The organism is Pedobacter duraquae, assembly GCF_004362245.1.
Taxonomy (GTDB): Bacteria; Bacteroidota; Bacteroidia; order Sphingobacteriales; family Sphingobacteriaceae; genus Pedobacter; species Pedobacter duraquae.
The window spans coordinates 1-25,793 of the sequence record NZ_SNWM01000006.1 but is presented as its reverse complement, the minus strand read 5'-3'; the positions used below and the strand labels follow the sequence as shown (position 1 = coordinate 25,793).

The window sequence follows — 25,793 nt, the reverse complement described above, 5'->3', positions numbered from 1 at the left end:
GTATGTTTAAAAAAATATTAATTGCTAACAGGGGCGAAATTGCCTTGCGTATCATACGCACCTGTAAAGAAATGGGCATTAAGACTGTGGCCGTGTATTCTACTGCCGACAGAGAAAGTCTGCATGTCCGTTTTGCTGACGAAGCGGTCTGTATTGGCCCCCCACCCAGTAAAGATTCTTATCTGAGCATTCCTAATATCATTTCCGCTGCTGAGTTAACAAATGCTGACGCCATTCACCCTGGATATGGTTTCTTATCTGAAAATGCTAAATTTTCTTCGGTTTGTCGTGATTACGGTATCAAGTTTATTGGTGCGACTCCAGAGCAGATCAATTCTATGGGTGATAAAGCATCAGCCAAAGAAACAATGAAAAAAGCAGGTGTACCTACGATTCCAGGTTCTGAGGGACTATTGGAAAGCTTTAAACAAGGTATAGAATTAGCAAACGAAATGGGTTATCCTGTAATTATCAAAGCAACTGCCGGTGGTGGTGGACGTGGTATGCGCGTGATATGGAAAGCTGAAGAATTTGAAGCTGCCTGGGATAGTGCAAGACAAGAATCGGGAGCAGCCTTCGGTAACGACGGTATGTACCTGGAAAAATATATTGAAGACCCTCGTCATATTGAGATCCAGATTATTGGTGACCAGTATGGTAAAGCGTGCCACCTTTCTGAGCGCGACTGCTCTATTCAACGCCGTCACCAGAAGTTAGTGGAAGAAGCACCGTCTCCTTTCATGACTCCAGAATTGCGCGAACGTATGGGTGAAGCTGCTATTAAAGGTGCAGTTGCAGTAGAATATGAAGGTGCAGGAACCATTGAATTTCTGGTTGACAAACACCGTAATTTCTATTTCATGGAAATGAATACCCGTATTCAGGTAGAGCATCCGGTAACTGAAGAAGTAATTAACTACGACCTGATCAAAGAACAGATTAAAGTAGCTGCAGGTGTACCTATTTCTGGTAAAAATTATTTGCCAGATATGCACGCTATTGAATGTCGTATCAATGCTGAAGATCCTTTCAATAACTTCAGACCATGCCCCGGAAAGATTACTAACTTCCATTCTCCCGGCGGACATGGGGTACGTGTAGACACACATGTATACGCTGGTTATCAGATTCCTTCGAACTACGATTCTATGATTGCTAAATTGATTTGCGTGGCACAAACACGTGAAGAAGCCATCAGTACCATGGAACGTGCATTGAGCGAATTCGTGATCGAAGGTATTAAAACAACGATTCCCTTCCACCTGAAATTGATGAAAGACCCGAACTTCCGTGCGGGTAATTTTACCACCAAGTTCATGGAAACTTTTGAATTTTCAGAATAACGAAAACTCTTTTTCATAATTAAAACGTAAGTACCATTCTATTTGTCTTTATAGAATGGTATTTTTGTTTATCAAGTCGCATACATGAGTGAGAATAAAACGCAGGATCTGATCGATTCTATTAAGAATAAAGGTAAAAGTTTAGAGGCAGAGATGTCTTTTTTTGACCACATTGACGTATTACGGAAGCACCTGCTCAGAGCTTTGCTCGTTGTAGTCATATTTACCGGCCTCGCGTTCTGGTTCTATGAATTTATTTTCAACACTGTCATCATGGGCCCAAAGAAACCCGATTTCTGGACCTACAGAATGATGTGTAAACTTGCGGCACATTTCCCGTCCCTCGGTTCTGATTTCTGTATCACCAAAATTGGCGGTAAGATCATCAATACTGAAATGGCAGGACAGTTTACCCTCCAGATCAATTCTTGTGTGATGACAGGGATCATTTTTGGTATTCCCTATCTCCTATTTGAACTCTGGCTTTTTATCAAACCAGCGTTACATGAGAAGGAAAGACAAAATGCAAGCGGATTTGTTTTTTTCGCTTCTTCGCTATTTATTATCGGGATCCTTTTTGGTTATTACATTATTTGTCCATTATCTATTAATTTCTTAACCAGCTTCTCCGTAAGCCCGGATATAGAAAATACATTTACCATAGATTCTTATCTTTCTTCTGTAGCTACGCTGACCATTGGTACAGGTATTATTTTTGAATTACCAGTAGTAATTTACATCCTTTCAAAATTCGGTATCATGACGCCGAAGTTTATGCGCGCAAGTCGCCGGTACGCCGCAGTAATTATTTTAGTTATTGCAGCAGTAGTCACACCTACACCAGATGTAATCACGATGATGGTTGTAGCCTTTCCACTCTTTATTCTATATGAGTTGAGTATTTTTATTTCTGCCAACATCGAGCGTAAAAAGAACAAAGAGCTATACGGAACGTCGAAACCTAATATCTAACGAAAACTTTACGGACGGTATCAGGTAATCTTTATAGATTTGGTGTACGACTAATCACTAAATCATGAAAAAACAATTTTTGTACACCAGCCTTGTACTATTAATGGGGCTTGGGGCAAATGCTCAGGATAAAAGTGCTGTGAAATTCAGCGGATTTATCACTAAAGAAACAGCTTACAAACATCTTTCCATCCTCGCATCTGATGAATACGAAGGTAGAGAAACAGGTAAAAAGGGTGCCTGGATGGCAGCCGACTACATCAAAGGCGAGTTTAAAAAATTAGGCCTGAAACCACCTGTAAATGGTGAATACTTCCAACCTATCGATATGGCGACCTACAACTTGTCGCAAACAGTTTTAACTGTTAATGGTGCAGCCAAAGAAGCTACTGTAGATTTTAATATCCCCGCTGCCAATGTTGGTAATAAAGGATTTGCTTTCAATGCCAGTGATATTCTCTTTGCCGGTTATGGCCTTAAAAAGGATGGGTACGATGATTTTGCAGGTCAGAATATCAGCGGTAAGGTTGTGATGATCTTCGCCGCAGGCGATCCGACGCAAAAAGCTGCTCCAGGTCCGATGGATCGTGCAACAATGCGTAAGATGATGATCGCCCGTCAGGAAAAACTTAAATATTTACTGGATAACGGTGCCCTTGCAGTTTTAGCCATAGACCCAACACTGGATAATATGACTGCCGAAGCACGTGCAAGAAGTGCAGGCAACGGGGGTAGGTTAACACTTTTAAACGCAGAAAATCTGGCTAATATGCAGAAGAAAGTCTTGAGCCTGGTCAACATCAGCACAGCTACTGCAAATGATATTCTTAAGGCTTCAGGCCTTACTGTTGCCGGACTACAACAAGAAATTACGACAACAGCTAAGCCAGCGTCACGTGTCATTAAAATTGATGTTTCTGCAAGTGCGATGAAACAGGAAGTTAAAGTACGTGCAGAAAACGTATTAGGCTTCCTTGAAGGGTCTGATCCTAAATTGAAAAAAGAAATTCTTGTAGTTACTGGTCACTATGACCATATCGGATTGACAACTTCGGGCCCTGACAAAGTAAATAATGGTGCCGATGATGATGGATCTGGAACAACGGGTGTGTTGTTAATAGCCGAAGCATTCACTCAGGCTAAAAAAGCTGGTAAAGGACCGAAAAGAAGTATCTTGTTTATGACTGTTGTTGGTGAAGAGAAAGGCTTGCTTGGTTCTGACTGGTATTCTGAGCATCCTGTTTTCCCATTGGAAAATACGATTGCTGATTTAAATACCGATATGATTGGACGTACAGGTTTCGAGTATCAGGGAAAACCTGATTCGGCAAACTACATCTATGTAGTAGGTTCTGATAAATTAAGCTCTGAGCTCCGTAAGATCAGCGAAGCAACCAACGCCACTTACACAAAAATGATTCTGGATTACAAATATGATGATCCTGCAGATCCAGAGCAGATTTATAAACGTTCTGATCATTATAACTTCGCAAAACATGGCATTCCAATTATCTTCTATTTTGATGGATTGCACCAGGATTACCATAAGCCTAGCGATGAGATCAGTAAGATCAACTTCCCATTATTGGCCAAACGTGCTCAATTCACATTCTTTACTGCATGGGAACTAGCAAACAGGGCCAATAGGCCTGTAGTAGATAAAACAGACAAATAATACAAACCGCATTATAAATTAAAAACCTGCCCTTTGGCAGGTTTTTTTGTTTGAACATAAAATACCCGATGATTTAGTATAGTGGCAAGATTTTTATGCTACCTGTGTTATCAAATATTAATATGTACTTTTGAATATGATGAATACCGCGGAAGATTTTTTGGAAAAGGCTGAAGACAAAGTGTTTGATTTAAATCATAGAAGGACGATAAATTATAACATTGGGAAGTATAACGCAGCGGTAGAACGTGGTATTCAAAAATTCGAAAACTTAGCCCATTCCAAGAAAAAAGCACATGCTATTAAGTGGCGCGTAATGGAAAATCTGGATAAGTTCCTACCTGAATTTGAAGCCAACTTCCAAAAAAGAGGTGGTAAAGTAATCTGGGCAAATGATGCGCAAGAAGCACAACAAGAGATCCTGAATATCATCAACAGAAATGGTGGAAAAACGGTAATCAAGTCAAAATCCATGACCACTGAAGAAATTCACCTCAACGATTTTCTCGCAGAACACGATATCAGTTCTTTGGAAAGTGATCTTGGCGAATATATTGTTCAGTTGCTGGGCCAGCCTCCCTATCATATTGTCACTCCTGCAATGCACCTTAGCAAGGAAGAAATTGCCAAACTTTTTCACGATCGCTTTAACACCCCAATTGACGCAACGCCAGAGCAGTTAACCCAAAAGGCCAGAGAACTGCTGCGCGAGAAATATCTTCAGGCAGATATTGGCATTTCCGGGGGGAATTTTCTGATTGCAGATACCGGTAGCATTGCATTAACAGAAAACGAGGGAAATGCTCGTCTTTGTACAACATTTCCAAAAATACATATTGCCATCGTCGGTATTGAAAAGGTTATTCCCTCAATGTCGGATCTGGATTTATACTGGCCTTTACTTGCCAGTCATGGGACAGGACAAAATCTGACTGTCTATAATACCATCCTTAGCGGCCCCAGACAACCTGAAGAAACCGATGGCCCCGAGGAGATGTATGTGATACTCCTGGATAACGGACGGACAAACTTACTGGCACAAAAAGAGCAACGCCAGGGACTCTACTGTATTCGTTGTGGTGCATGTCTTAACGCCTGCCCCGTCTATAAAAATATCGGTGGCCATACTTACAACACAACCTATAGTGGACCAATTGGATCCATCATAACGCCGCACCTGAAAGGCATGAAGGAATTTAAGCACCTTAGCTATGCCTCAAGTCTCTGCGGTAAATGTTCAGAAGTATGCCCGGTGAAGATTGACATTCACAAAATGCTTTTACTCAACCGACGCGATGCCGTTGTAGAACAGGAAAATAGCAAAACAGAAAACCTGGGCTGGAAACTCTGGAAAACGGGTATGTTAAAACGTAGCCGAATGGATTTGATTGGCGGTAAGCTAAAGAATTTCTTTCTGAAAACACTCTTTAGAAAAATCTGGGGGAAGTACCGCGATATGCCCGTGATCTCTCCTAAATCTTTTTCAAAACTCTGGTCAGAAACCCGTAAAGACGATAAGCAAAGCTAAGCAGCAAAATATGCAATTTGACAGGAAAGATAAATCTGATACCACCCTACTGAAACTTTACAGACACCTGCTTTTCCCCAGGATGGTAGAAGAAAAAATGCTCATCCTGCTCAGACAGGGACGCATTGGTAAGTGGTTTTCGGGTATAGGTCAGGAAGCAATAGCTGTGGGTAGCACGCTCGCGATGGACAGCACAGAATATATACTTCCAATGCACAGAAATCTCGGTGTTTTTACGTCCAGGCATATCCCACTTAAAAGGCTGATGGCACAATGGCAAGGTAAGGTTTCTGGCTTCACTAAAGGCCGTGATCGTTCCTTTCATTTCGGTACGCAAGACTACCGCATTATCGGGATGATCTCGCACTTAGGACCACAACTTGCCCTTGCAGATGGCATTGCCCTGGCAAACATACTCCGCAACAAGTCATCGGCAACGCTCGTTTTTACCGGTGAAGGTGCTACCAGTGAAGGTGATTTCCACGAAGCTGTAAATGTTGCTGCCGTATGGAACCTGCCTGTGATCTTCCTTATAGAAAATAATGGCTATGGGTTATCTACACCGACATCAGAACAATATAAATGTGCAAATCTGGTTGATAAAGCTATTGGTTACGGAATCAAAGGTGTACAGATTGATGGCAATAACATTCTGGAAGTTTATGACACCATAACCGAATTGGCAAAAGAAATGAGAACCAATCCAGGGCCTGTGCTCCTGGAATGTAAAACATTCAGAATGCGCGGTCACGAGGAAGCCTCGGGCTTGAAATACGTGCCTCAGGATCTTATTACCGAATGGGCAGCAAAAGATCCGTTAAGCAATTATACGGACTACCTGATCGCTGAAGGGCTTTTAGATAGCACACAAATAGCTGCGATAAAGCTCGAATTTAAGCGGGCAATAGATGCCGATGTAGAGGCCGCTTTTAACGAACCGGAGCCCGAAGCATCTCCAGAACGTGAGTTGGCAGATATGTATTATCCGTATCAGGAAGAACCAGTCTTACCAGGTACTACACAAACAGAAAAACGCTATCTTGATGCCATTACCGATGCCTTGGATCTCTCGATGCAGCAGCATGAGAACCTCGTAATTATGGGTCAGGATGTGGCAGATTATGGTGGTGCTTTTAAAATAACCGAAGGGTTTAGTACCCGTTTTGGCAAAGGAAGGGTACGAAACACACCAATATGTGAATCTGCAATTGTAGGGACAGCTCTGGGTCTTTCCATCAATGGGTTTAAAGCCGTTGTCGAGATGCAGTTCGCTGATTTTGTTACCTGTGGATTTAACCAGATTGTAAATAACCTCGCGAAAACACACTACCGTTGGGGGGAAAAAGCCGACGTGGTAGTAAGGATGCCAACAGGCGCCGGAACGGGCGCTGGCCCGTTTCATTCTCAAAGTAATGAGGCCTGGTTTACCAAAACTCCAGGATTAAAAATAGTCTATCCCGCCTTCCCTTATGACGCTAAGGGATTATTAATAGCCGCAATTAACGATCCCAATCCAGTATTATATTTTGAACACAAATTTCTGTACCGGAGTTTAACTGGCCCTGTACCGGATGGCAATTATACCTGCGAAATTGGCAAAGCCAATTTACTACGCACAGGCAGCCAGTTTACTATTATTACCTATGGACTAGGCGTACACTGGTCGCTGGCCTATCTGGACCAACATCCCGGTTTATCAGCAACCCTACTGAACCTATGTAGCTTGCAGCCCTGGGATCAAGCTGCTGTGGCAGCTGCAGTAAAAACGAGTGGAAAGGTGATTATCTTACATGAGGACACGCTTGGAAGTGGCTTCGGTGCTGAAATAGCCGCTTGGATTTCTGAACATTGTTTTGAACATCTTGATGCTCCGGTAATGCGCTGCGCAAGTCTTGATACTGCAATACCGATGCACAAAACATTGGAAGATAGCTTTCTGGCTAAAAGCAGGTTGGCGGAGACCGTAGAAAAACTACTTTCGTACTAGGCCTTGGCACGATAATGGACTGACTTGCAGATCCATAACTTAAAGAGCCGATGAACCGTTTTTATGCATTTTTTTTAATAGCGCTAGCCACTATTCTGTACAGTTGTAGTACGAAACCTGCGCATCCCCAGTCAGATCTCATCAACCAGAATTCGGCAACGGGTATGAACGAGGTGTCTATACGCGCTTTTGCAAATGGAATAGATACACTATTAAACACACCTGCATCCCAAAAAACATTCAGCCTGATCTATACACTTGGTGAAGAAACATTATATGCTGAGAAGTACAGCAATGCTGATGGAAGTCATATTTATATCACCCGATTAAATACCGGCGGTCTCAGCAAATTTATTAAGAAATACTATTTCAAAAAAGACAGCTTGATTCTGGTAACCATAAATCATGTCCAGGACACAGACAACGGTCAGGTATTGAATGATACCAAAACCTATCTGAGAAATAATATCATCTTTAAAAGGGATGGTAGAACAGCAGCTAATAACGACGCGCTGAGAAAACTCCCTTACACCGCCATCTCCCCGTCAGAAAACGGCACCTTCGATGAAAATTATCCACAGGAAATTCAAACCCTAAATGACGCATTACAACAAAAAAACAAGTTCGATATGGTGTTTGATCATATTACAACCTATCCTGATGCTACTTTTCTGATGCTGAAAAGCAAAATCCCAAATGGCTATAACGCGAGTCTGCACCTACAGGAAAAGGATGCACTAATAGATAGTTTACTTAGGTTTCCTGCAGAGTTCAAGGATGAGCGGCTAAAGTTGAAATGGAAAATTAGTAATCAGGAAGCCATATATGTCCCTTCAGGTACGACCTCAACTTCAGCCAGCGGATTGAATAGATAAATATTCCCGTTGTTCAGACAAGTACAACGATAGCGTTTTCTTAACCGCTCCCCTTTTTTAAAAGAACGCCCATCTTTGATCACAAAACGGGCATGTAATGGAAGCTCTTCCAGGCGCTGATATTGATGATTAGCATCATACTTTTTTAAGCTCCTGGAAAGACCAAGGTCGGTGCAACTGGATGCCGATGGATTCTTGAGATAAGTCTGTATCGCCTGCTGGATATCTTCCGGAAAGATTTGCTGCTCAAGAAATGGGCTCATCATCCTTTTAAAGTTGGACTTCCATTCCTGTCCATGCGGCTTTACCTTATTTTTGTGGTCGTTCCAAGTTAATAAATGGGCAAACTCATGAACAGTTGTAACCAGAAAAGCATAGCTGTTCAGGTTATTGTTTACAGAGATTTTATGCCCCGCATCCTTGAAAGGATGCCTGTAGTCGCCCAACTTCGTAGCCCGACTCTTAGAAATCTTAAACTCACATTGAAAATAATCAATCCACTTTGCAATAATCGGCGCTGCAGGAGCAGGCATATATTGTGCTAATATATCATCCTTTTTCACCCTACTAAGTTACCTAAATTACTTTAAAAGCTGAAATGCAATGAGGCTGGCCACGTAAGCCATCCCAGTCATGTAGAGCAGCTGAATAACCGGCCATTTCCAGGATTTTGTTTCCCTGAATACAACCGCTACAGTACTCATACATTGCATGGCGAAAGCATAAAATAACATCAGTGATAACCCAGTTGCAAAAGTGAAAACCGGAAGTCCGGTATCAGCATTTTTAGCTGCAGCCATTTTATTTCGAATAGTGCCAACCTGCTCATCGCCATTATCTACACTATAAATCGTGGCCATCGTTCCTACAAAGGCCTCCCGCGCAGCAAATGAAGTCACCAGCGCAATACCAATTTTCCAGTCAAAGCCAAGTGGTCTGATCACAGGTTCTATTGCATGACCAATAACGCCTGCGTACGAATTTTCAAGACGCTCAGCCGCTTTATCACGCTCCAGTGTACTAATTGCTGTGCTATCTTTTTTGGCCTCTATAAGCGCATATTTCTTGTCAATTTCGTTAAAACGCTTTGGCGGACCGTAACTCGCCAATACCCATAGAATAATGGAAATAGCGATAATTACCTTTCCCGCTTCAAGCACAAAGGTTTTAGATTTCTCATACATGGTAAAGAGTACGTTACTCCAACGCGGCATCCGGTACACTGGAAGCTCCATGATGAAATAGGATTTTTCTTTTGCCTTAATGATCAGTTTCATTACGAAAGCAACAATGATGGCGGCAAGGATACTGATTACATACATACCCATCAACGTTAATCCCTGCAGGTTGATAAATCCAAAAATCATTTTTTCAGGAATGATTAATGATATCAGCAAAGTATAAACAGGCAATCGTGCAGAACAACTTACCAAAGGCACAACCATAATTGTAATGATCCTATCCTTCCAGCTTTCGATATTCCGGGCACTCATAATAGAAGGAACAGCGCAAGCCAGACTGCCAATCATTGGTACAACTGACTTACCACTAAGACCAAATTTGCGCATGATCTTATCCATCATGAAGGTAACCCGCGCCATATACCCCGTGTCCTCGAGGATCGATATAAAAGCAAATAAAATAGCAATCTGTGGAATAAAAATAACAATGCCTCCCAGACCGGCCACTACTCCATCCAGAAAAAGATTGGTAAGTACGCCATCCGGCAGATGGGCGTGCCCTTGCTCGGTTAACCAAACAAAACCATTTTCAATGAGCTCCATCGGGTATGCCGACCAGCTGAAGATGGAATTGAAAACGAAAAAGAGAATCAGGAAGAAAATAAGAAACCCGGAGAACTTGTTTGTTAATATGCGATCCAGTTTATCGCTAAAGGCAAATTTCCTTAATGCACCCGTATCAACAATAACTCCGCTGAGTATACTGCCCAAATAACGATATCTGCTAATCGTTTCAGCGGCTTGCAGTTTGGAAGATTCAAAACCGTGTTCTGCCTTGATGTCGGCAAATGCCTGATGTTGTTCTGTAGAATATAAATCCAGATGCGCATGCTGGTGCAAAATCTGAAGCGCATAATAATCCTCATCTGTGCCCAGCAAGGCTTTAGATTTGGCAATTGCTTCTGGCGCCAATGCAAGCATATCTGCCCCAGGCACCTGCGTTGCGATAGATGTATTCAGTAAAGCCCGCTTGAGCGCATCAATCCCCTTATTACTACGTGCAGAAATCGCCACAACCTGAACACCTAATCGTTCGGCAAGCTTATCAACGTTTACATTGATCCCCTCTTTCATGGCCATATCGGTCATGTTTAAGGCCAGCACTATCGGGATACCCAGATCAGCAACCTGTGTGTATAAAAGCAGGTTTCTGCGCATGTTTGTGGCATCAACCACAACAACCATCAGATCAGGATAACTTGCATTGGTCTTATCCGCCAGAACCTGAAAAACAACGCGCTCATCCCTGCTCTTCGGGTAAAGACTATAGGTTCCTGGAAGGTCAATAATCTCGGCAAGCTTATCACCTCCGAGTTTACTGTATCCGATTTTTTTATCTACTGTAATCCCTGGAAAGTTTCCTATCTTTTGATTCAACCCGGTTAATAGGTTGAATAAGGTTGATTTTCCCGTATTTGGATTACCAACAAGGGCAATTTTAATAGTGGAAGCCAAATTATTACTCAATTATAATCATCGATGCCTCGTTCTTGCGCAAACAAAGCTGATATCCCGCAACGCGGATGGCCATTGGATCTCCAAGTGGAGCCAGGCGCTCAACCTCTACAATCTCCCCGGGAAGACATCCCATCTCCATTAATTTAACGGACATGTCCAAATCTGTAAATGCGACTATGGTACCTTGTTCTCCCGGATTAAGCTGTGACAGTTTCATATCATGAATTAGTCGGCAATTTAGCCTTAATCTATAATAAATCCAAATAACGATCCGATTAAACGGAAGCAATGGATAAATTTACATCCCGCTTGTAAAACACAAAAAGCCACACGATGTGGCTTTTTGTAGTATAATGAATGAGATTTAGTTTCTTGGACGTCCACCGCCCATGCCACCTGGCATGCCCATACCTTGTTGGTTACCTCTGCCGCTCATCATGTTACCCAATGAGTAAGTAAACGAGAACAGGAAGTACCTTTTCAGTACGTTGTAGTTTAAGTTGGTAATCGTGTTGTTCGCACTTGTTGTTGTTGTACCTTGATTCTGGTTCAACAAGTCATTAACAGAAAACTTGAATGTGCCTTTGTTTTTAAAGAACTGTCTGCTGATATAAGAATTCAATAGCGTATATTTTGTATTGAATCCTTCCGCACGACCAGTATTCTGATAGTAGTTAACATCTGCAGCTAAACGAATGTTTCCAGGGAAAAGGTAACCAACATCTGCAGTCGGATTCAAAACGTAATACGTAGTATTTTGACCTGGGTTAGCAGAATAAGTCGCTCTGTTTAACGATCCGTTTATACCCGCTGTAAGGTCAAACTTATCTAGACCAGCAACAAATTTATAACCGTTTGTAAAGCTGAAATCGTTTGTAATGTTCTTAACGCTAACATTGCTCGTGTTTGTAGTAAAGTTGACACCTCTGGCGTAATTACTTCCCAGGGTAATGTTGATATTCAACTTATTTTCTTTGATAATTGGCAAACCTAAACTTGCAAAAGCATTACCAGAATACACACCACCTACGTTAACAGGTGTTACAGCTATTTTACCATAGTTATCACTTGTTTGATCGAGGATTGTTGCCTGGCTATTTCCAAACGCGTTAGAAGTCTGTGTTAAGTTAGCAAACAAGAATAATGAACGGAAATGTGCAAAATCGAAGTTATTATAAAATATACTCAGGTTGTTTGAAAATGAAGGTCTAAGGTCAGGATTTCCCAAAGCGATAGTTTGTGTGCTTGAGTTATCAGGAACCGGCTGAATCTGAGAAATAGATGGTTGTTGTGTTGTACCACGGTAATTAATCCTTAAGCGCTTGCTGTTACTAAATGTGTATCTGAACTGAGCAGTTGGTGTAAGGTTGGTGAAATTTTGATTGAAAACATTTCCAGTGGTAAGGTTGTCGTTTTCACGATCCGTATTCTGTACAGCAAGACCAAGATTTAACACGTATTTTTTTGCTGTTTTATTGAAACTGAAACCTACAGCATTAGTCAGCGTAGTATTCTCATAAGTATTTGTGTAGGTGTTATCAATGAGGTCATATCTCGACGTAACCGGATTGAAGTTATAGGTAAATCTTTCCGAATTATCATGGTTATATCTGTTCTCATAGTTTAATTCCAAACTTAAAGTCTTCGATAAGGGCTCAGTATACACCAATCTTGAAGTGTTTCCAAAAGATTTTGAACTCTGATCGTTGAACTGGTTTGTAGTTTCCTGCGAAACCCCTGCATTAGCAACAGTGATATTGTTGACAATATTATTGTAGTTATCAGAAGTACTGTTGTTCAAGTTCGTATTGATGTTTAAAGACAAACTTCTGCCTCTTCTTAGGAATTTTCTTCTGATCAATAAATTATCAGACAATACGGGAGATGTCGACTTTGTATTCAATTGCTGAGTACCCACAGTCACTGAATTTGGAAGCGAATTGGTAAACGCATCGTCCTTATCAAGATCTGTTGTTGTATAGCTAAAGTTAGGTTGGATCCTGATTGAAGTTAATGAATCGATTTTAGTATCCAACAAGAAGTTAATTCTGTGGTTAACCTTGTCTGTAGTACTATTAAAAGCATCAGCAAACGTTGTGCTTTGTCCGCCGCCCAATAAATTTTGTCTTAAACTATTCTGATCGTTAAATAACGACGTTTTGTTAAAGAAGTAACTTGCATTAAATTGGGTACCGCTTTTGTATACATTAGAATAGTTTAATCCAGCAGCATTAGTAGTTGTTATACCTTGTTGCGGTGTGTTACCACCAAAAGAGATTCCACCGCGACCGCCGCCACCGCCGCCGCCTACACCACCGCCAAAGCTTTGTTTATTTACATTGTTAAACTGCCCGATCAAAGAGATCTGCTGCTCACCGTTAAATTTGTTGACGTTCAGGTTTACATCATATTTATCGTCCGTACCGTATCCCGCACTGGTATTACCGAAGTAACCATTCTTTTTATCTTTTCTAGTCGTGATATTGATGATTTTTTCTCTGTTTCCATCGTCAACGCCAGTAAATTGTGACTGATCTGATAACTGATCGATAACTTGAATTTTGTCAATCATATCAGCAGGTAAATTTTTTGTAGCCAATAAAGGATCACTTCCGAAGAATTCTTTACCATCCACCCGGATTTTAGTGATCGTCTCACCTTGCGCTTTGATAGATCCATCCTTAGCAACTTCAACACCTGGAAGCTTTTTCAATACATCTTCTACTACTGCATTCTCTCTTACTTTAAAAGAGCTTGCGTTAAACTCAAGCGTATCTTTCTTTACTGTTACCGGAGGCGCTTCACCTTTAATCTCCACTGTCTGGAGGTCAACCCCGCCATCAGCAAGTGCTACATCACCCATGTTTACTTTTGGAGCAGCCGCAGTTACAGTAAAATCTTTATTGATGGTTTTTAAACCCAGGTATGCAACATATAAACGATAAGTTCCAGGAGCCAATCCTGATATCGTAAATACACCACTCTGATTGGTATTGCTGGATCCTGCCATACTCGAATCTCTCAAGTTTTTGACTGATACTGAAGCATAATCCAGAATGGATTTATCTTTTGCATTGATTACCCTGCCTGTAACAGAGCCATTCTTCGTTTGAGCATTCGCAAAATACCCTGCCAAAAGCAGTAAAAACAAGGGTATCGATTTAATAAGAGTCTTCATATTTAATTTAAATGTTGTGTACTTACCCCTAATAGACTACGGGAATGCCTAATAGTTTGTTAAGGGGTGTCAAATAATGGGTAACAATTTAAATACAACTAACTTTATCGTTACATGCACTTAAACTGGCCATAAAAAAATAAAAATATAATTAGGAATTAACGTCCTCAGAATGAGTATATCCCTGGTAACTTACTTTAGGACAGTGGCATCCTGGTTTAAAGACTCCACAAGAACTTAGCGCAGTAAGCAGAAGCAAAAAGAAATAAAGTTTAATATTTTTTTTCATTGTAAGCTGTTTTATGCAGTAAAATATAGCTGAATATGCCCATCCCCACACCAATCATGTCGCAGGCAAAGTCCCACCATTCTGCAGATCTATATGGGAAAAATGCATATTGCAGAAATTCAATAGCCCCACCAACACCCGCAGTAAAAACAATGATCTTTAGTATTGTTAAATTTCGGAAACTGTAGCTCCGACTGGAATTAATCCTGCCGTAAAACAGCAGAACGCTAAGCACATAGAAAAAACCCAAATGGGTCATTTTATCAAAACCTTCGAAAAAAAAGCCAGGTCCTTCAGACGCTGGCATTTTTATGCAACAAAGTATTAAAATAAATACGGTCCAGGCGATAGCCCAGCCCTGGTATCTCAATTCCTTTATAAACTTCATGAATTAGGCACCTACCAAAGCTTTATAAGCATCTGCGTCCAATAGTTCTTCAACAGTAGCAACATCAGCTAAAGTAACCTTAACCATCCAGCCTTCGCCAAAAGGATCAGAATTTACTAACTCCGGACTGTCATTCAGTGCAGTGTTGACCTCAAGGATAGTTCCTGTAACCGGCATAAAAAGATCAGAAACAGTTTTAACAGCCTCAACTGTTCCAAACACATCATCTTTTTTCACCTCTTCACCAACCGTGTTGATGTCAATATATACGATATCCCCAAGCTCGCGTTGTGCGAAATCGGTAATACCTACATATGCTTCGTTACCTTCAACTCTAACCCACTCGTGGTCTTTTGTGTATTTTACTTCTGATGGAAAGTTCATTGTGATTTGTTTTGATTGCACCAAAGATAAATATTCTAGCCCTTTATACCAACGTTAATTCAGTGTAACCCTTAAACTAAATCCAAAATTGGCAAATGAAGTGTTAAAGCTCTGCGAGGTATAAGGTTTAGTGATACTCGAATCATAAAACAGCTTAATATTAAACCTTTGGTTCAAGATGTAATCTACCGTTGGCCTCAATGAAATATTTTTTGCTCCTGATGATACTTCTGCTTCTGTTACATCTGCCCGGTAGATCACAGTTTTGTTATCTCTAACAGCTACATCAAGTTTAAAATCCATGTTATTATCCATTCTTACCTGCTTAAACAGCCCGAATGGGAACCTGAATTTATTGGTTCGATATCCCAATCCAAAAACCATATTGTTTTCTGAAAGCTGTGCCAGCTGCGAGTTAGACAAACTTAGACCCAACAACCTGTTTTTATTAAATTCGAAATTCGCAGTCAGGTTGTTTTTGAAACGTGTATCTATTCCGATCAATGGGGCAAACTGCTCGGAAATGGTAACCTGTGAATATTGGTAATAAGGCAGGAAGTTGTTGTTGTTATCCCTGCTCGATACGGAGCCGCCAGTTTCCTGATATTGCTGCAAAGTATTGAATCCGTTTACGCTATATGTAGAGCGGTAACCATGGCGCAAATCGATAGATTTAAAGTTCTCCTGAATAAATGCCAGTTTGGATAATCCACTATAATTGATCCTCCAGTTTGGCAAAGGGATTTTAGGAAAGGTTCTCAAATTGACTGACGATGCATCCTTACCGCTATAAGCCGCCAGGAAAGCACCAACAATAACATCTTGGGCATTCTTATTGTATCCATCCGCAAATCCATCTGCTCCACCTCTGGAATTTGGATTTGAAGCTCCTAAACGCTGAGATATGGCAGCCCTGTTAGACATGAATTTGTTGTAAACACTAGACAATGTACTTCCAGTCTTATCAGAGAATGCGGTACGCAGAGCGATAAAAGAAATGTTATAATCACCGGTAGTGTACGGGCTGAAATTTTCAAAGCTCTCCGAAGATCTATCGTACCTGAAGTTTGTCGAATAGTTTAATGTCCTGTTTCTATTGGCAGATAAAGTGATCCTCAGATCGCGGATCGGCTCAACTATACTTGTCATACTAAGATCCTCACGCAGCGTATTAATGTACAATTGCGACTGCAAAGTGTCTAGTGTAATCCAGCCATTATTCAGCGCCATCTGGCGAATGTCACGCTGACTTCCAAAAACGAACCCAAGTCCCGGTGCCCCCGTAGCATTCTCAATACCGAAGTAATTCGTCTTAGGTAGATATCCTGGCAAGAATGTTCCCTTGGTTTGCGTAAAAGCACCGTTCACACTTTTGATACTTGTCAATAGATCTACAAAAAATCCACTCGCTCCCCGGTCTTTCGTCTTACTATTCATTCGTCGGATAAAGCCTACCTTGCTGTATAAACTCGTTAGATTCAACGTCGGGTTGATCTGAATATTCCTGGAGTTCTGGATTGTATTCCCGAGATTGATATTGGGATCACGCAAGGTCGATAAAGGCTCCGTTTGCCAGTTAAAATTGGTTCCATAACGCGTAGCCACGGTAACCCAGTCCAAACCCGGAATCTTATTTAAGGGCAGATTATAAGTCACATTTAAGTTATGGTTATAATCTGTTGTCCGCCCTAGTCGCTTAAGATTTTGCCAAACTGTGTCAGTCTTCAATCCGTTGATTCTACCCTCAGGTTCATCAATAATAGAATAGTTTGTGGCGTCAAAATCCAGTGTCAGCGAACGGGTGAGATTCCAGGAAATACCATAGACACGTGTGATCAGGAAGTTCTTGTTGAAAGTCGTATTTACAGGAATAGAATTACCCGGATCATTGTTGCGCAAGCTGTTCTCAGAATAATAACGGTCTACATCTATCCTGAAATTAATGGCGCTCGGCATCAGGGTAAAATTAATATCCCTGATTAAGGCCAGCATATTGTTTTTTACAATCTTATCAAATGGCTGATAGCTTCTCGCCTGTGCCGCATACCTATATTCCAACGATCCTCTATACGTTTGCTGGATGTTGTTTTCGTTAATGAAATCCCTGTGATAGAATTTCGTGTATGCATAACTGGCATTCAAATTTTCTATATCCCATAGTTTAGCCTTTTTCTCAGGATCGCGCTCTTTATGGACGTTTGTAAAGTTAATACTGTTTCTTGTTGTGTAGTCCTGAGAGTAATTCAGGATCGCCTTTTTCTCAGCTTTTGTTGCTCCTTCCAAAGCGTTCTTAAGTTCAATATCAGGCGTCATTGGGTTGTACTGAGGTGTGCTTACCTGTGTAGAGTAACTCACAAACATCGGTACCTTAATCCCACTTTTCTTTGGTAATAATTTACCAAGTTCTATGTTTGATGACACATCAAAGAAAACATTGTCGGCACGGTTGCGCTCACTTACTCTTTTTTCCAGAGAGCCAAAGCCTATGGTCGACTTGCTTCCTGAAACATTCACATCAGCGAAGTCTGCCAACTTAGCGCTCATCCGTGCTGTTGCTGCCCAGCCACCACGCTCATCAAATTCTGTTAAGCGCAACTCATTAAACCAGATCTGCGCACTCTTATCCAGCCCGTCGTCAGACCGGGAAGTAGTACGTCTTGGGTTTTTAATACCAAGCATATAGAGTCGCACTTTACTCATATCCGGTTGTCCTTTTACGGTAATCGTATTCTGCCCATCCGTATATTCAAAAGGAATATTTACGGGCCAGGATTGTCCGTTAACCAGTTTCGCATTGTTACGTGCGATCTTCGCTTTCTGGAAGAGCTCCAGATCAATATCCATCTTATTTCGATCAGGCCAGATGGCATAAGGATCACTTGTATTTGGCTGCGTCACAATAAGAGGCTGAGTATACTCGTAATAGTTATCCTGATTGTCTGTTCCAATTCGTAAAAACCCACTCAGGTCATTATCGTTAAGCACGCTATTTTGTAAGGCCTCAAGGTGAATATACATTTCCAAGCGCTTGTACGACCTGAAGTCATTTGTCCCTGTTTTAAATGCCGCCCTGCCATAACCATCTCTTAAATTCTTAACGATTAATGATAGTGACTGTTCGTTCTGGCGGGTGTCTCCTCTGTAGTTGCTATAGTCACGTTCACGCACAATACCTGGAGGAATTACATAAGGAATAGGTGTTCTTTTACCATTCTCTTCAATGTTTACTGTAGCCACTTCAAGTGTTGAGTTATCCGCTCCGGCGAGCGCCAGTGATGGGTCAACAATAATCTGCGCAGGGTCATTGGTTGCGTTATATTGACGCCATTCGCCACGGACAAGTTGAATCTTCGCAAATCTCAAAATTGCTGTATCGGCAAAATTGGTCATAAACATCCTGATGAAACGGATAGATTTAAAATCCTGAATGTTCCCATATTTTTGATCATATTCTGCCAGAGGAATTCGAATCTGGTACCAGGTAACATTCTGTGTCTGTCCATTTGCCAATTTCACTGGCGAGACAACTTTATCAGTTACATATTTTTTACCTACTTCCAGATCTCCCGCACGCATAGAAATGCGGTACTGAAAATATTCGTCAGACTGGGTCATGTTGTTATCCCTGTTGATATCCTCACCGTCAGGCAATGAAGTCGAAGCAGAGTTCTCCAGACCGAGATCTGCAAGAGACTGCTGGGCGGTTTTAGAGTTACCCTCAGTACCGTTATAACTTTGATAACGTTGTAGGATTCCTGCACGAGCCTGGTCCAGCGCCGGGCCACGGAAATAAGAATAATTATCTGAAGAGGGGTCATTTTCCAAGGCCAATGCGGCGTCGGGATTTAATTGTGCCTTGATCAGATTCAAGACTGAGGCGAACTTTGCACGCTCATCAGCATCAGACAGACCATCCAGACCAACATCTTGTAAACGTCTGGCATCCGGATTATTATCAAATGCCTGCACTACTGGCTGCAACTTTGGTACTCTGCCCCAGCTTGTCTCATCAAATTTACTCCGGTCGCCATCTGTTGGTAATCCGTTTTCCAACGATTTACGCCCGTCTTTTAAAATGTCTTCAGAGATATTTCCTAAATTGAAATATAAGTCTCCTGCATTTGAATTTCCCGGTTTATAAATATTAGGATCCATCACCCACAGTTCAAGATATTCTATATTCAGTGCCTGAAAATCATTGGTCTCAATTTTCCGGAATAGTCCTCCCCAGCGCGAACGTGGGTTATTCAATTTTCCATCAGCACCGAATCCCGATGTTACATAGTTGTATGGTCCGCGGATATTTGGGTAAAAGGCGACATCTAGCGTAGGCAATGTGATCGACTGCCCGGTTGCGGTTTCTTTGAAAGGAAAAACTTCCTGCTCTATAATTTCACGCACGTAGTGGTTAGACAAAGCGTTCCTGTCGTTCTTTAAATAATCAGGAATTGCTGACGCACCTCTGTTGTAAAATGTAGGATCGATATTATAAAAAGCAATCCTCGCGCGGTTATAACCATAGGCAAGGTTATCGGTCAGCTGTGATTCAGAAAACATTTGTGGTGTTCCCGACAATTGCCATGCGATAGCACTCTTCAAGTCGATCACCGATCGTGATGCCTCAAAGTCATCCAGGTAACTCGTACCACCAGTACTACCATCAGCATTTAATGCTTTAGGGTGACCAGGGATCAACTGCGCAAACTCTCCGGAGAAAGCAATGCTTGAAGGTACCTTTGTAGATATAAGTGGCAGCTTATCCACCATACGTGTCAGGAACCTGGATGCCGAACTATAGTTCAGGTCCATACCCCACATGGTGTTATTGATCGGTTCCTCGCCAATATTCACTTTTGCCGTAAGTGGTTTTTCTGATAGGTTCATGAAAGTCCCACCTAGATTCAGCTTGTTGTTTACCCGGTAGTCAAACCGTGTTCCAAATAAAGAACGTTGCTGTAAACCGAACAACTCATTGTTTTCTGTGCTGATTTTAATAGCTTGTCCAGATGTAAGAATTCCGGTATTCAGGATTTTCACCCTTCCACCCTGATAGTCTACCGTGAAATCAGATCCTTCCTGCAAGGGTATCGTACCTGCAAAAACCTTAACCGACCCAACAGGAACATTGATGGAGTTTAAACTAAACTCGGAAGAGATCTCAGATTGATAAGAACCCTTAATAACATACCTGTTCTGCTTGGTAAACAACTGTCTTGCCACAACCTGGGTAGAGTCATACAAAGCTGTAAATGTGTATTTATCTATCAGCGTCTGTTCTGTTGGCGTAAACTGCGAAGCCAGATCTTTACCAAATGGCTCTATCACAGGAAAAATTACTCTGCCATTCAGCGGGTCAATCGTGATGTATCCACTATGTGTATTGGTAGAGAACGCCGACAATCCGGCATTTGATGAATTTCCAGTCGTCGCAGTACCGCCAATACTTCCAATAGTGTTCCCAGGATCCGGAGCTATTGTGAAAGGTTTGTCCTCAGCTTCAAAGTCAAAAATCCCGTCCGGCTTACGCTCATTCTGTTGATTCAGCCTATCTAATCCCGTCAGATTGATCCATAACTTATTCTGTGTATTCTGCCCTTCAGAAATCAAAGGACGTTCTATACCGGAATTATCATCAATCCTGAAAATGTCAAGTTTAAAGTTCTGTGGAGAAATCTGGTATCCGCCTATGGAATAGATGTTTTTCATCATCAGGTCCCAGGTTGGCAGATTCGTTTTTGTCGTCTCGTTCTTAAGCAACTTTGCGAAAAGTACTTTTGGCGACGCCTGATCAAATGAAACATCTGTAGAAAACTCACCTACCTGATACTCCACACCGTTATAGGTATAACGATAGGCTACAGCAAGAACCTCATCAGAATTCAGTGCATTATTTAAAGAGATATATCCTAACTGTGGATGGTAATTATACTCCCTATCAGATAATTTCCGTGCATAGGTCAACTTCGCGAAGTTGTCTGTAGCCCCATTGGCCTGGAAAAAAGAGATGATCCCGTTTGAATTGGTCTGTCGCGCATCAGCCGGCAGTTTCGATAAGAGATCATTGGACTGCCGAGGGAACTGTGTAGAAGTAAAACCCGCCGGGAGTGCTGAAAAACCAGCCCCGCCCAATACCTGAGCCGTGTTATAAGGTGCGTTCTCACCCAGATCAATCAAACCCAAAACATCACGAGAATCAGTGGTATTTCCAGTTTTGTTGGTAATCCAGACTTCTATTTTAGTAATGTTAATTCCAGAGTTTAAAGTCGGCGGATTAATTAAGTTCTTATTGTAATTGTTCCTAAAATACTGTGCCAGGAAGTAGTGCTTGTTTGCTTCATAGCTATCTGCACTCAGGCGAAATTCATTTTGCTGTGCCCCATTGTTAATGGATATTTGTTTGGATTGAGATTTCTGCTGACTAAAAACAGACATCACACTTAGCTTTCCAAACTGGAGCTGTGTTTTTAAACCGAACAGGGCTTGGGTACCATTAATTAACGTTGTATTTAAGGGAAACGTTACATTACCTGCCTCAATTTTCTTGATGATGTCATCCTCCCCACCTGTATAGTCTAGTTTAATCTGGTTCTCAAAATCAAACTGAGCTTCAGTATTGTAGTTCATATTGATTTTAAGCTTAGTTCCGATGTTACCAATAACATCCATCTGGATACGCTGATTAAAATCAAAATTACTCTGAACACGCTGACGCTCATTAAATAACGGATTCTCGTTCTTATTTACCCTACCTAAAAAAGTAAGTTCAGCCTCGCCCCTTGGCTGGATATCAATGGTTGTACCGCCAAAGAGCCGCTCAAAAGATCTGCTATTAATCTGGATCGGTGGGATAATGCCTGTCTTCCTATAATCCTCTACTTCGGAATTCGAAAAAGAGCGCCAGTTCTCTCGTTTAATCTCACTGTTAATCAGTCGCTGATACTCCGCGATGCTCAGATATTGCGGAGCTGTCAGATAACGTCCTCCAATTCTTTCCCTGATAATGTATTGTTTGTTGGCGGCATCATACTCCACCTCCCGTTTTACAGAATTAGGAACAGGGGCAAAACTGTTGTTGCCATTGCCCAGGTTCAAGCGCGATTTCTCCTGAACACCAAAGGTATTTCTGACCGTGTCGGTTCCTGTTCTAACGGGTGGCCTTACCTGCGAAAAAGCGCCCTGCCAAAAAAATAAACCAACGAGAATAATGATTAAGGTAGAAGTCTTTCTCAAAGGCAAAAAATATTATAAACTCTTAAGGGCCATTTTTATCATTTGTTCAACAGTCAACTCCGGGCCACCGACTTTTACTGCCTGATCTATCGCTTTCTCTGCAGGTGCCTTGGCAAAGCCAAGCATCATCAGCGCAGAAAGGGATTCTTCACGTACTGTATTATTTAAAGGCGCAGAAATGAGTGAGCCTGTACCTTCCTTCTTTAATTTATCCTGTAATTCTAAAACCAATCGTTGCGCAGACTTGGCACCAATACCCTTAATCCTCTGGATCAATGTCAAGTCTGCATTTACGATGGCACTTTGTATTTCATTAGGTGTAATCGAAGAAAGCATCATTCTACCTGTATTCGGACCTATTCCTGAAACAGAGATCAAGTGAAGAAATAATCTTCGCTCCCCCTCGTCAGCAAAGCCATACAGTGTATGTGCATCTTCCTTTACATGTAACCACACATAAACTTTACACCTTTCTGTATTTGCTAAAAGACTGTAAGTGTTTAATGATATATTGACGTGATAACCTACGCCTCCGGCTTCTACCACAATATAAGCCGGACATTTAAAAGTTAATTTACCATCAATATAATCAAACATCTTATTTCTTTGCTACTCTTTTTAACAATCCGCCTTTTTTAGCAGTGGCTTCCTGCTGCTTTACCTGCACATCAAGCACAGCGATAGTCACCATATTTACAATCTCTCTAACCGAGCTACCTAATTGTACAATATGTACGGGTTTTTTAAGACCTAATAAAATAGGACCTACTGCCTCGGCCTCGCCAAGTTCCTGTAATAATTTATAGGCAATATTTCCTGATTCCAAGTTCGGGAATACCAGGGTATTTGCCGGTGCGTCAGCCAATCTGCTAAACGGAAAATTATCTTTTAACAAGGCATTGTTGATGGCAAAGTTTCCTTGCATCTCTCCATCTACCAGTACATCCGGATGTTGTTCATGCAAAATCTTGACAGCTCCTTTAACTTTATCAGGAATAATGCCTTCGTTAGAACCAAAATTCGAATAAGACAACATTGCAATACGTGGCGTGATGTTGAATTTGCGTACCGAACGATCCAAAAGTAAAGTCAGATCTACCAATTCATTCATCGTAGGATCTACATTTACTGTAGTATCTCCGAAAAATACCGGCCCTTTCTTTGTCATCATCATGTACATTCCGGCAACACGGTTTACATCCGCTTCTGTACCGATAATCTGTAAGGCTGGCTTAATAGTAGTCGCATAGTTTTTGGTAAGACCAGAAATCATCGCATCAGCCTCACCAAATTCAACCATCGATGCACCAAAGTAATTCCTGTCACGTAAAAGCTTGGTAGCTTCAAAAAGCGTTACGCCCTTACGTTGTCTTTTCTGATATAAAGATTCAGCATATTTCTGCATACGCTCAGGTTCCAGGAAGGGATCAATGATCGTTACCCCTTCCAGGTCAAGTGCGCTTTCCTCGATGATTTGTTGAATAGCTGCTTTGTTCCCTAACAAAATTGGAATAGCGATATTTTCATCCTTGACAATCTGAGCAGCCTTCAAGATCTTATAATTATCTGCCTCAGCAAAAACCACACGTTTAGGATCAGATTTGGCTTTATTGGTAATAGCACGCATGATTGCATCCTCACCACCCAATCTACCTTTAAGCTCTTCAGCATAGGCATCCCAATCCTGAATCACTTTTCTTGCTACGCCAGATTCTATAGCTGCTTTGGCCACTGCCGCCGATACGTTCGTTAACAAACGAAGATCCATTGGCTTAGGAATGATATATTCCTTACCAAACTTGATATTCTTTTCATTGTAAGCCAAATTTACCGCTTCAGGAACGGTTTTCTTCGCCAATTCAGCGATAGCCCTTACTGCTGCAATTTTCATCGGCTCATTGATTGCTGTAGCCCGTACATCAAGTGCTCCCCTAAAGATGTATGGGAAACCCAATACATTATTAACCTGATTAGGATAATCAGAACGACCAGTCGCCATAATCAAATCCTTACGTGAGCTGATTGCAAGCTCATAAGCAATCTCCGGATTTGGGTTAGCCATAGCAAAAACAATAGGATTTTTTGCCATAGACTTCAACATCTCCACCGTAACTGTATCTGCAGAAGAAAGACCAATGAAAACATCAGAATCTTTCATCGCCTCTTCCAGTGTATTTATTTTTCTTGATGTGGCAAACTCAGCTTTAATAGCATCAAGGTTTGGTCTGCTGTCCTGGATTACACCAGTCCTGTCACACATCACGATATTTTCTTTTTTGGCGCCAAGAGAAACGTACAGACGTGTGCATGAAATTGCTGCAGCACCTGCCCCGTTCACTACGATCTTGATCTTGTCCATTTTTTTCTTTTGCAGTTCGCAGGCATTCAATAATGCCGCTGCAGAGATGATTGCTGTACCATGCTGGTCATCATGCATAACCGGGATGTTCATCTCTTCTTTCAAACGCCTTTCAATTTCAAAACACTCAGGTGCTTTGATATCTTCCAGGTTGACACCACCAAAAGTAGGCTCCAGAGATTTCACAATCTTAACAAAGTCGTCAATGTTCTTGGTATCCAATTCCAGATCGAACACATCGATATCAGCGAATATCTTAAATAGTAATCCTTTACCTTCCATTACAGGCTTACTGGCTTCAGGACCAATGTCGCCAAGACCAAGAACTGCAGTACCGTTACTGATTACAGCTACAAGATTACCTTTGGCAGTGTATTTATATACATCTTCTGTATTATCGGCAATACGCAGACATGGCTCGGCCACGCCTGGTGAATAGGCAAGTGTTAAATCTCTCTGAGAAGCTGTCGGTTTTGTTGGTACAACCTGAATTTTACCAGGTCTCCCCTGAGAATGATAATCTAAAGCGTCTTGTTTCCTATTAGTTTTACTCATAAAAGTGTCATTTATAAAAAGTTCAAAGTTACGATTCTTTTAATGACCACTACAATAAAATAACAGATTATCTGCCTATTAAACAAGGCTTGTAAGAGAATGAACAAAAATGAACAAACATAAATTGACAGAGACATTTTGGATTAGCATACAAGCCGTTTTGGGATGGGTAAAGAACTCTTTGTACTTACAAATCCTAAGAAACCTAGAAATGTTATAAAACAAGAAAACCCTGTAGTTTTCACTACAGGGTCTCTTTAAGATTTGGCACCGACCTACTCTCCCACGTGTTACCGCAGTACCATCGGCTCTGGTGGGCTTAACTTCTCTG

Annotated in this window: 15 protein-coding genes; 6 read left to right on the top strand and 9 right to left on the bottom strand. The window is 41.4% G+C overall.

The window, feature by feature from the left end:
* The first annotated feature begins 2 nt into the window (after positions 1 to 2).
* From accC to CLV32_RS19860, 6 genes are all read left to right on the top strand, one after another.
* Positions 3 to 1,343: an acetyl-CoA carboxylase biotin carboxylase subunit gene (accC, locus tag CLV32_RS19885; RefSeq protein ID WP_133558719.1), complete on the top strand. Its 1,341-nt coding sequence runs from the start codon at positions 3 to 5 to the stop codon at positions 1,341 to 1,343.
* Between the two features lie 84 nt (positions 1,344 to 1,427).
* Entirely contained in the window at positions 1,428 to 2,315 is an 888-nt protein-coding gene (gene tatC, locus CLV32_RS19880; RefSeq protein WP_133558718.1) for a twin-arginine translocase subunit TatC, read from the top strand.
* 64 nt (positions 2,316 to 2,379) lie between these two features.
* Complete coding sequence (locus tag CLV32_RS19875; RefSeq protein WP_133558717.1) at positions 2,380 to 3,990, top strand: M28 family peptidase; 1,611 nt, start codon at positions 2,380 to 2,382, stop codon at positions 3,988 to 3,990.
* 136 nt (positions 3,991 to 4,126) lie between these two features.
* Positions 4,127 to 5,518, top strand: coding sequence for a LutB/LldF family L-lactate oxidation iron-sulfur protein (locus CLV32_RS19870; RefSeq protein ID WP_133558716.1), 1,392 nt, complete (start codon positions 4,127 to 4,129; stop codon positions 5,516 to 5,518).
* 10 nt (positions 5,519 to 5,528) lie between these two features.
* Positions 5,529 to 7,505 (top strand): alpha-ketoacid dehydrogenase subunit alpha/beta, encoded by a 1,977-nt coding sequence (locus CLV32_RS19865; protein ID WP_133558715.1) that lies wholly within the window; start codon positions 5,529 to 5,531, stop codon positions 7,503 to 7,505.
* A gap of 50 nt (positions 7,506 to 7,555) precedes the next feature.
* Positions 7,556 to 8,380, top strand: a complete 825-nt coding sequence (locus CLV32_RS19860; RefSeq protein ID WP_133558714.1) for a hypothetical protein — start codon at positions 7,556 to 7,558, stop codon at positions 8,378 to 8,380.
* On the opposite strand, the gene CLV32_RS19855 is transcribed toward CLV32_RS19860, so the two are convergent.
* The 9 genes from CLV32_RS19855 to CLV32_RS19815 all read right to left on the bottom strand — a co-directional run bounded on the left by CLV32_RS19855 (position 8,317) and on the right by CLV32_RS19815 (position 25,462).
* Positions 8,317 to 8,943, bottom strand: a complete 627-nt coding sequence (locus CLV32_RS19855) for a SprT-like domain-containing protein (RefSeq protein ID WP_243732368.1) — start codon at positions 8,941 to 8,943, stop codon at positions 8,317 to 8,319. The two genes, CLV32_RS19860 and CLV32_RS19855, sit on opposite strands and share 64 nt — an antisense overlap.
* A gap of 18 nt (positions 8,944 to 8,961) precedes the next feature.
* A complete protein-coding gene (feoB, locus tag CLV32_RS19850; protein WP_133558713.1) occupies positions 8,962 to 11,076 on the bottom strand; it encodes a ferrous iron transport protein B in 2,115 nt (704 codons plus the stop codon).
* Between the two features lie 4 nt (positions 11,077 to 11,080).
* Positions 11,081 to 11,296, bottom strand: a complete 216-nt coding sequence (locus CLV32_RS19845; protein ID WP_133558712.1) for a FeoA family protein — start codon at positions 11,294 to 11,296, stop codon at positions 11,081 to 11,083.
* A gap of 147 nt (positions 11,297 to 11,443) precedes the next feature.
* Complete coding sequence (locus CLV32_RS19840; RefSeq protein ID WP_133558711.1) at positions 11,444 to 14,257, bottom strand: outer membrane beta-barrel family protein; 2,814 nt, start codon at positions 14,255 to 14,257, stop codon at positions 11,444 to 11,446.
* 272 nt (positions 14,258 to 14,529) lie between these two features.
* Positions 14,530 to 14,934, bottom strand: coding sequence for a VanZ family protein (locus tag CLV32_RS19835; RefSeq protein WP_133558710.1), 405 nt, complete (start codon positions 14,932 to 14,934; stop codon positions 14,530 to 14,532).
* Between the two features lie 3 nt (positions 14,935 to 14,937).
* Positions 14,938 to 15,318, bottom strand: a complete 381-nt coding sequence (gcvH, locus tag CLV32_RS19830) for a glycine cleavage system protein GcvH (RefSeq protein WP_133558709.1) — start codon at positions 15,316 to 15,318, stop codon at positions 14,938 to 14,940.
* A gap of 54 nt (positions 15,319 to 15,372) precedes the next feature.
* Complete coding sequence (gene sov, locus CLV32_RS19825; protein ID WP_133558708.1) at positions 15,373 to 22,548, bottom strand: T9SS outer membrane translocon Sov/SprA; 7,176 nt, start codon at positions 22,546 to 22,548, stop codon at positions 15,373 to 15,375.
* Positions 22,549 to 22,560: 12 nt separating this feature from the next.
* The gene (gene ruvA / locus CLV32_RS19820) at positions 22,561 to 23,145 is read right to left on the bottom strand and encodes a Holliday junction branch migration protein RuvA (RefSeq protein WP_133558707.1); all 585 of its coding nucleotides are present in this window, start codon (positions 23,143 to 23,145) and stop codon (positions 22,561 to 22,563) included.
* A gap of 1 nt (position 23,146) precedes the next feature.
* On the bottom strand, positions 23,147 to 25,462 hold the full coding sequence (locus CLV32_RS19815) for an NADP-dependent malic enzyme (RefSeq protein WP_133558706.1): 2,316 nt from the start codon (positions 25,460 to 25,462) through the stop codon (positions 23,147 to 23,149).
* Positions 25,463 to 25,793 lie beyond the last annotated feature (331 nt).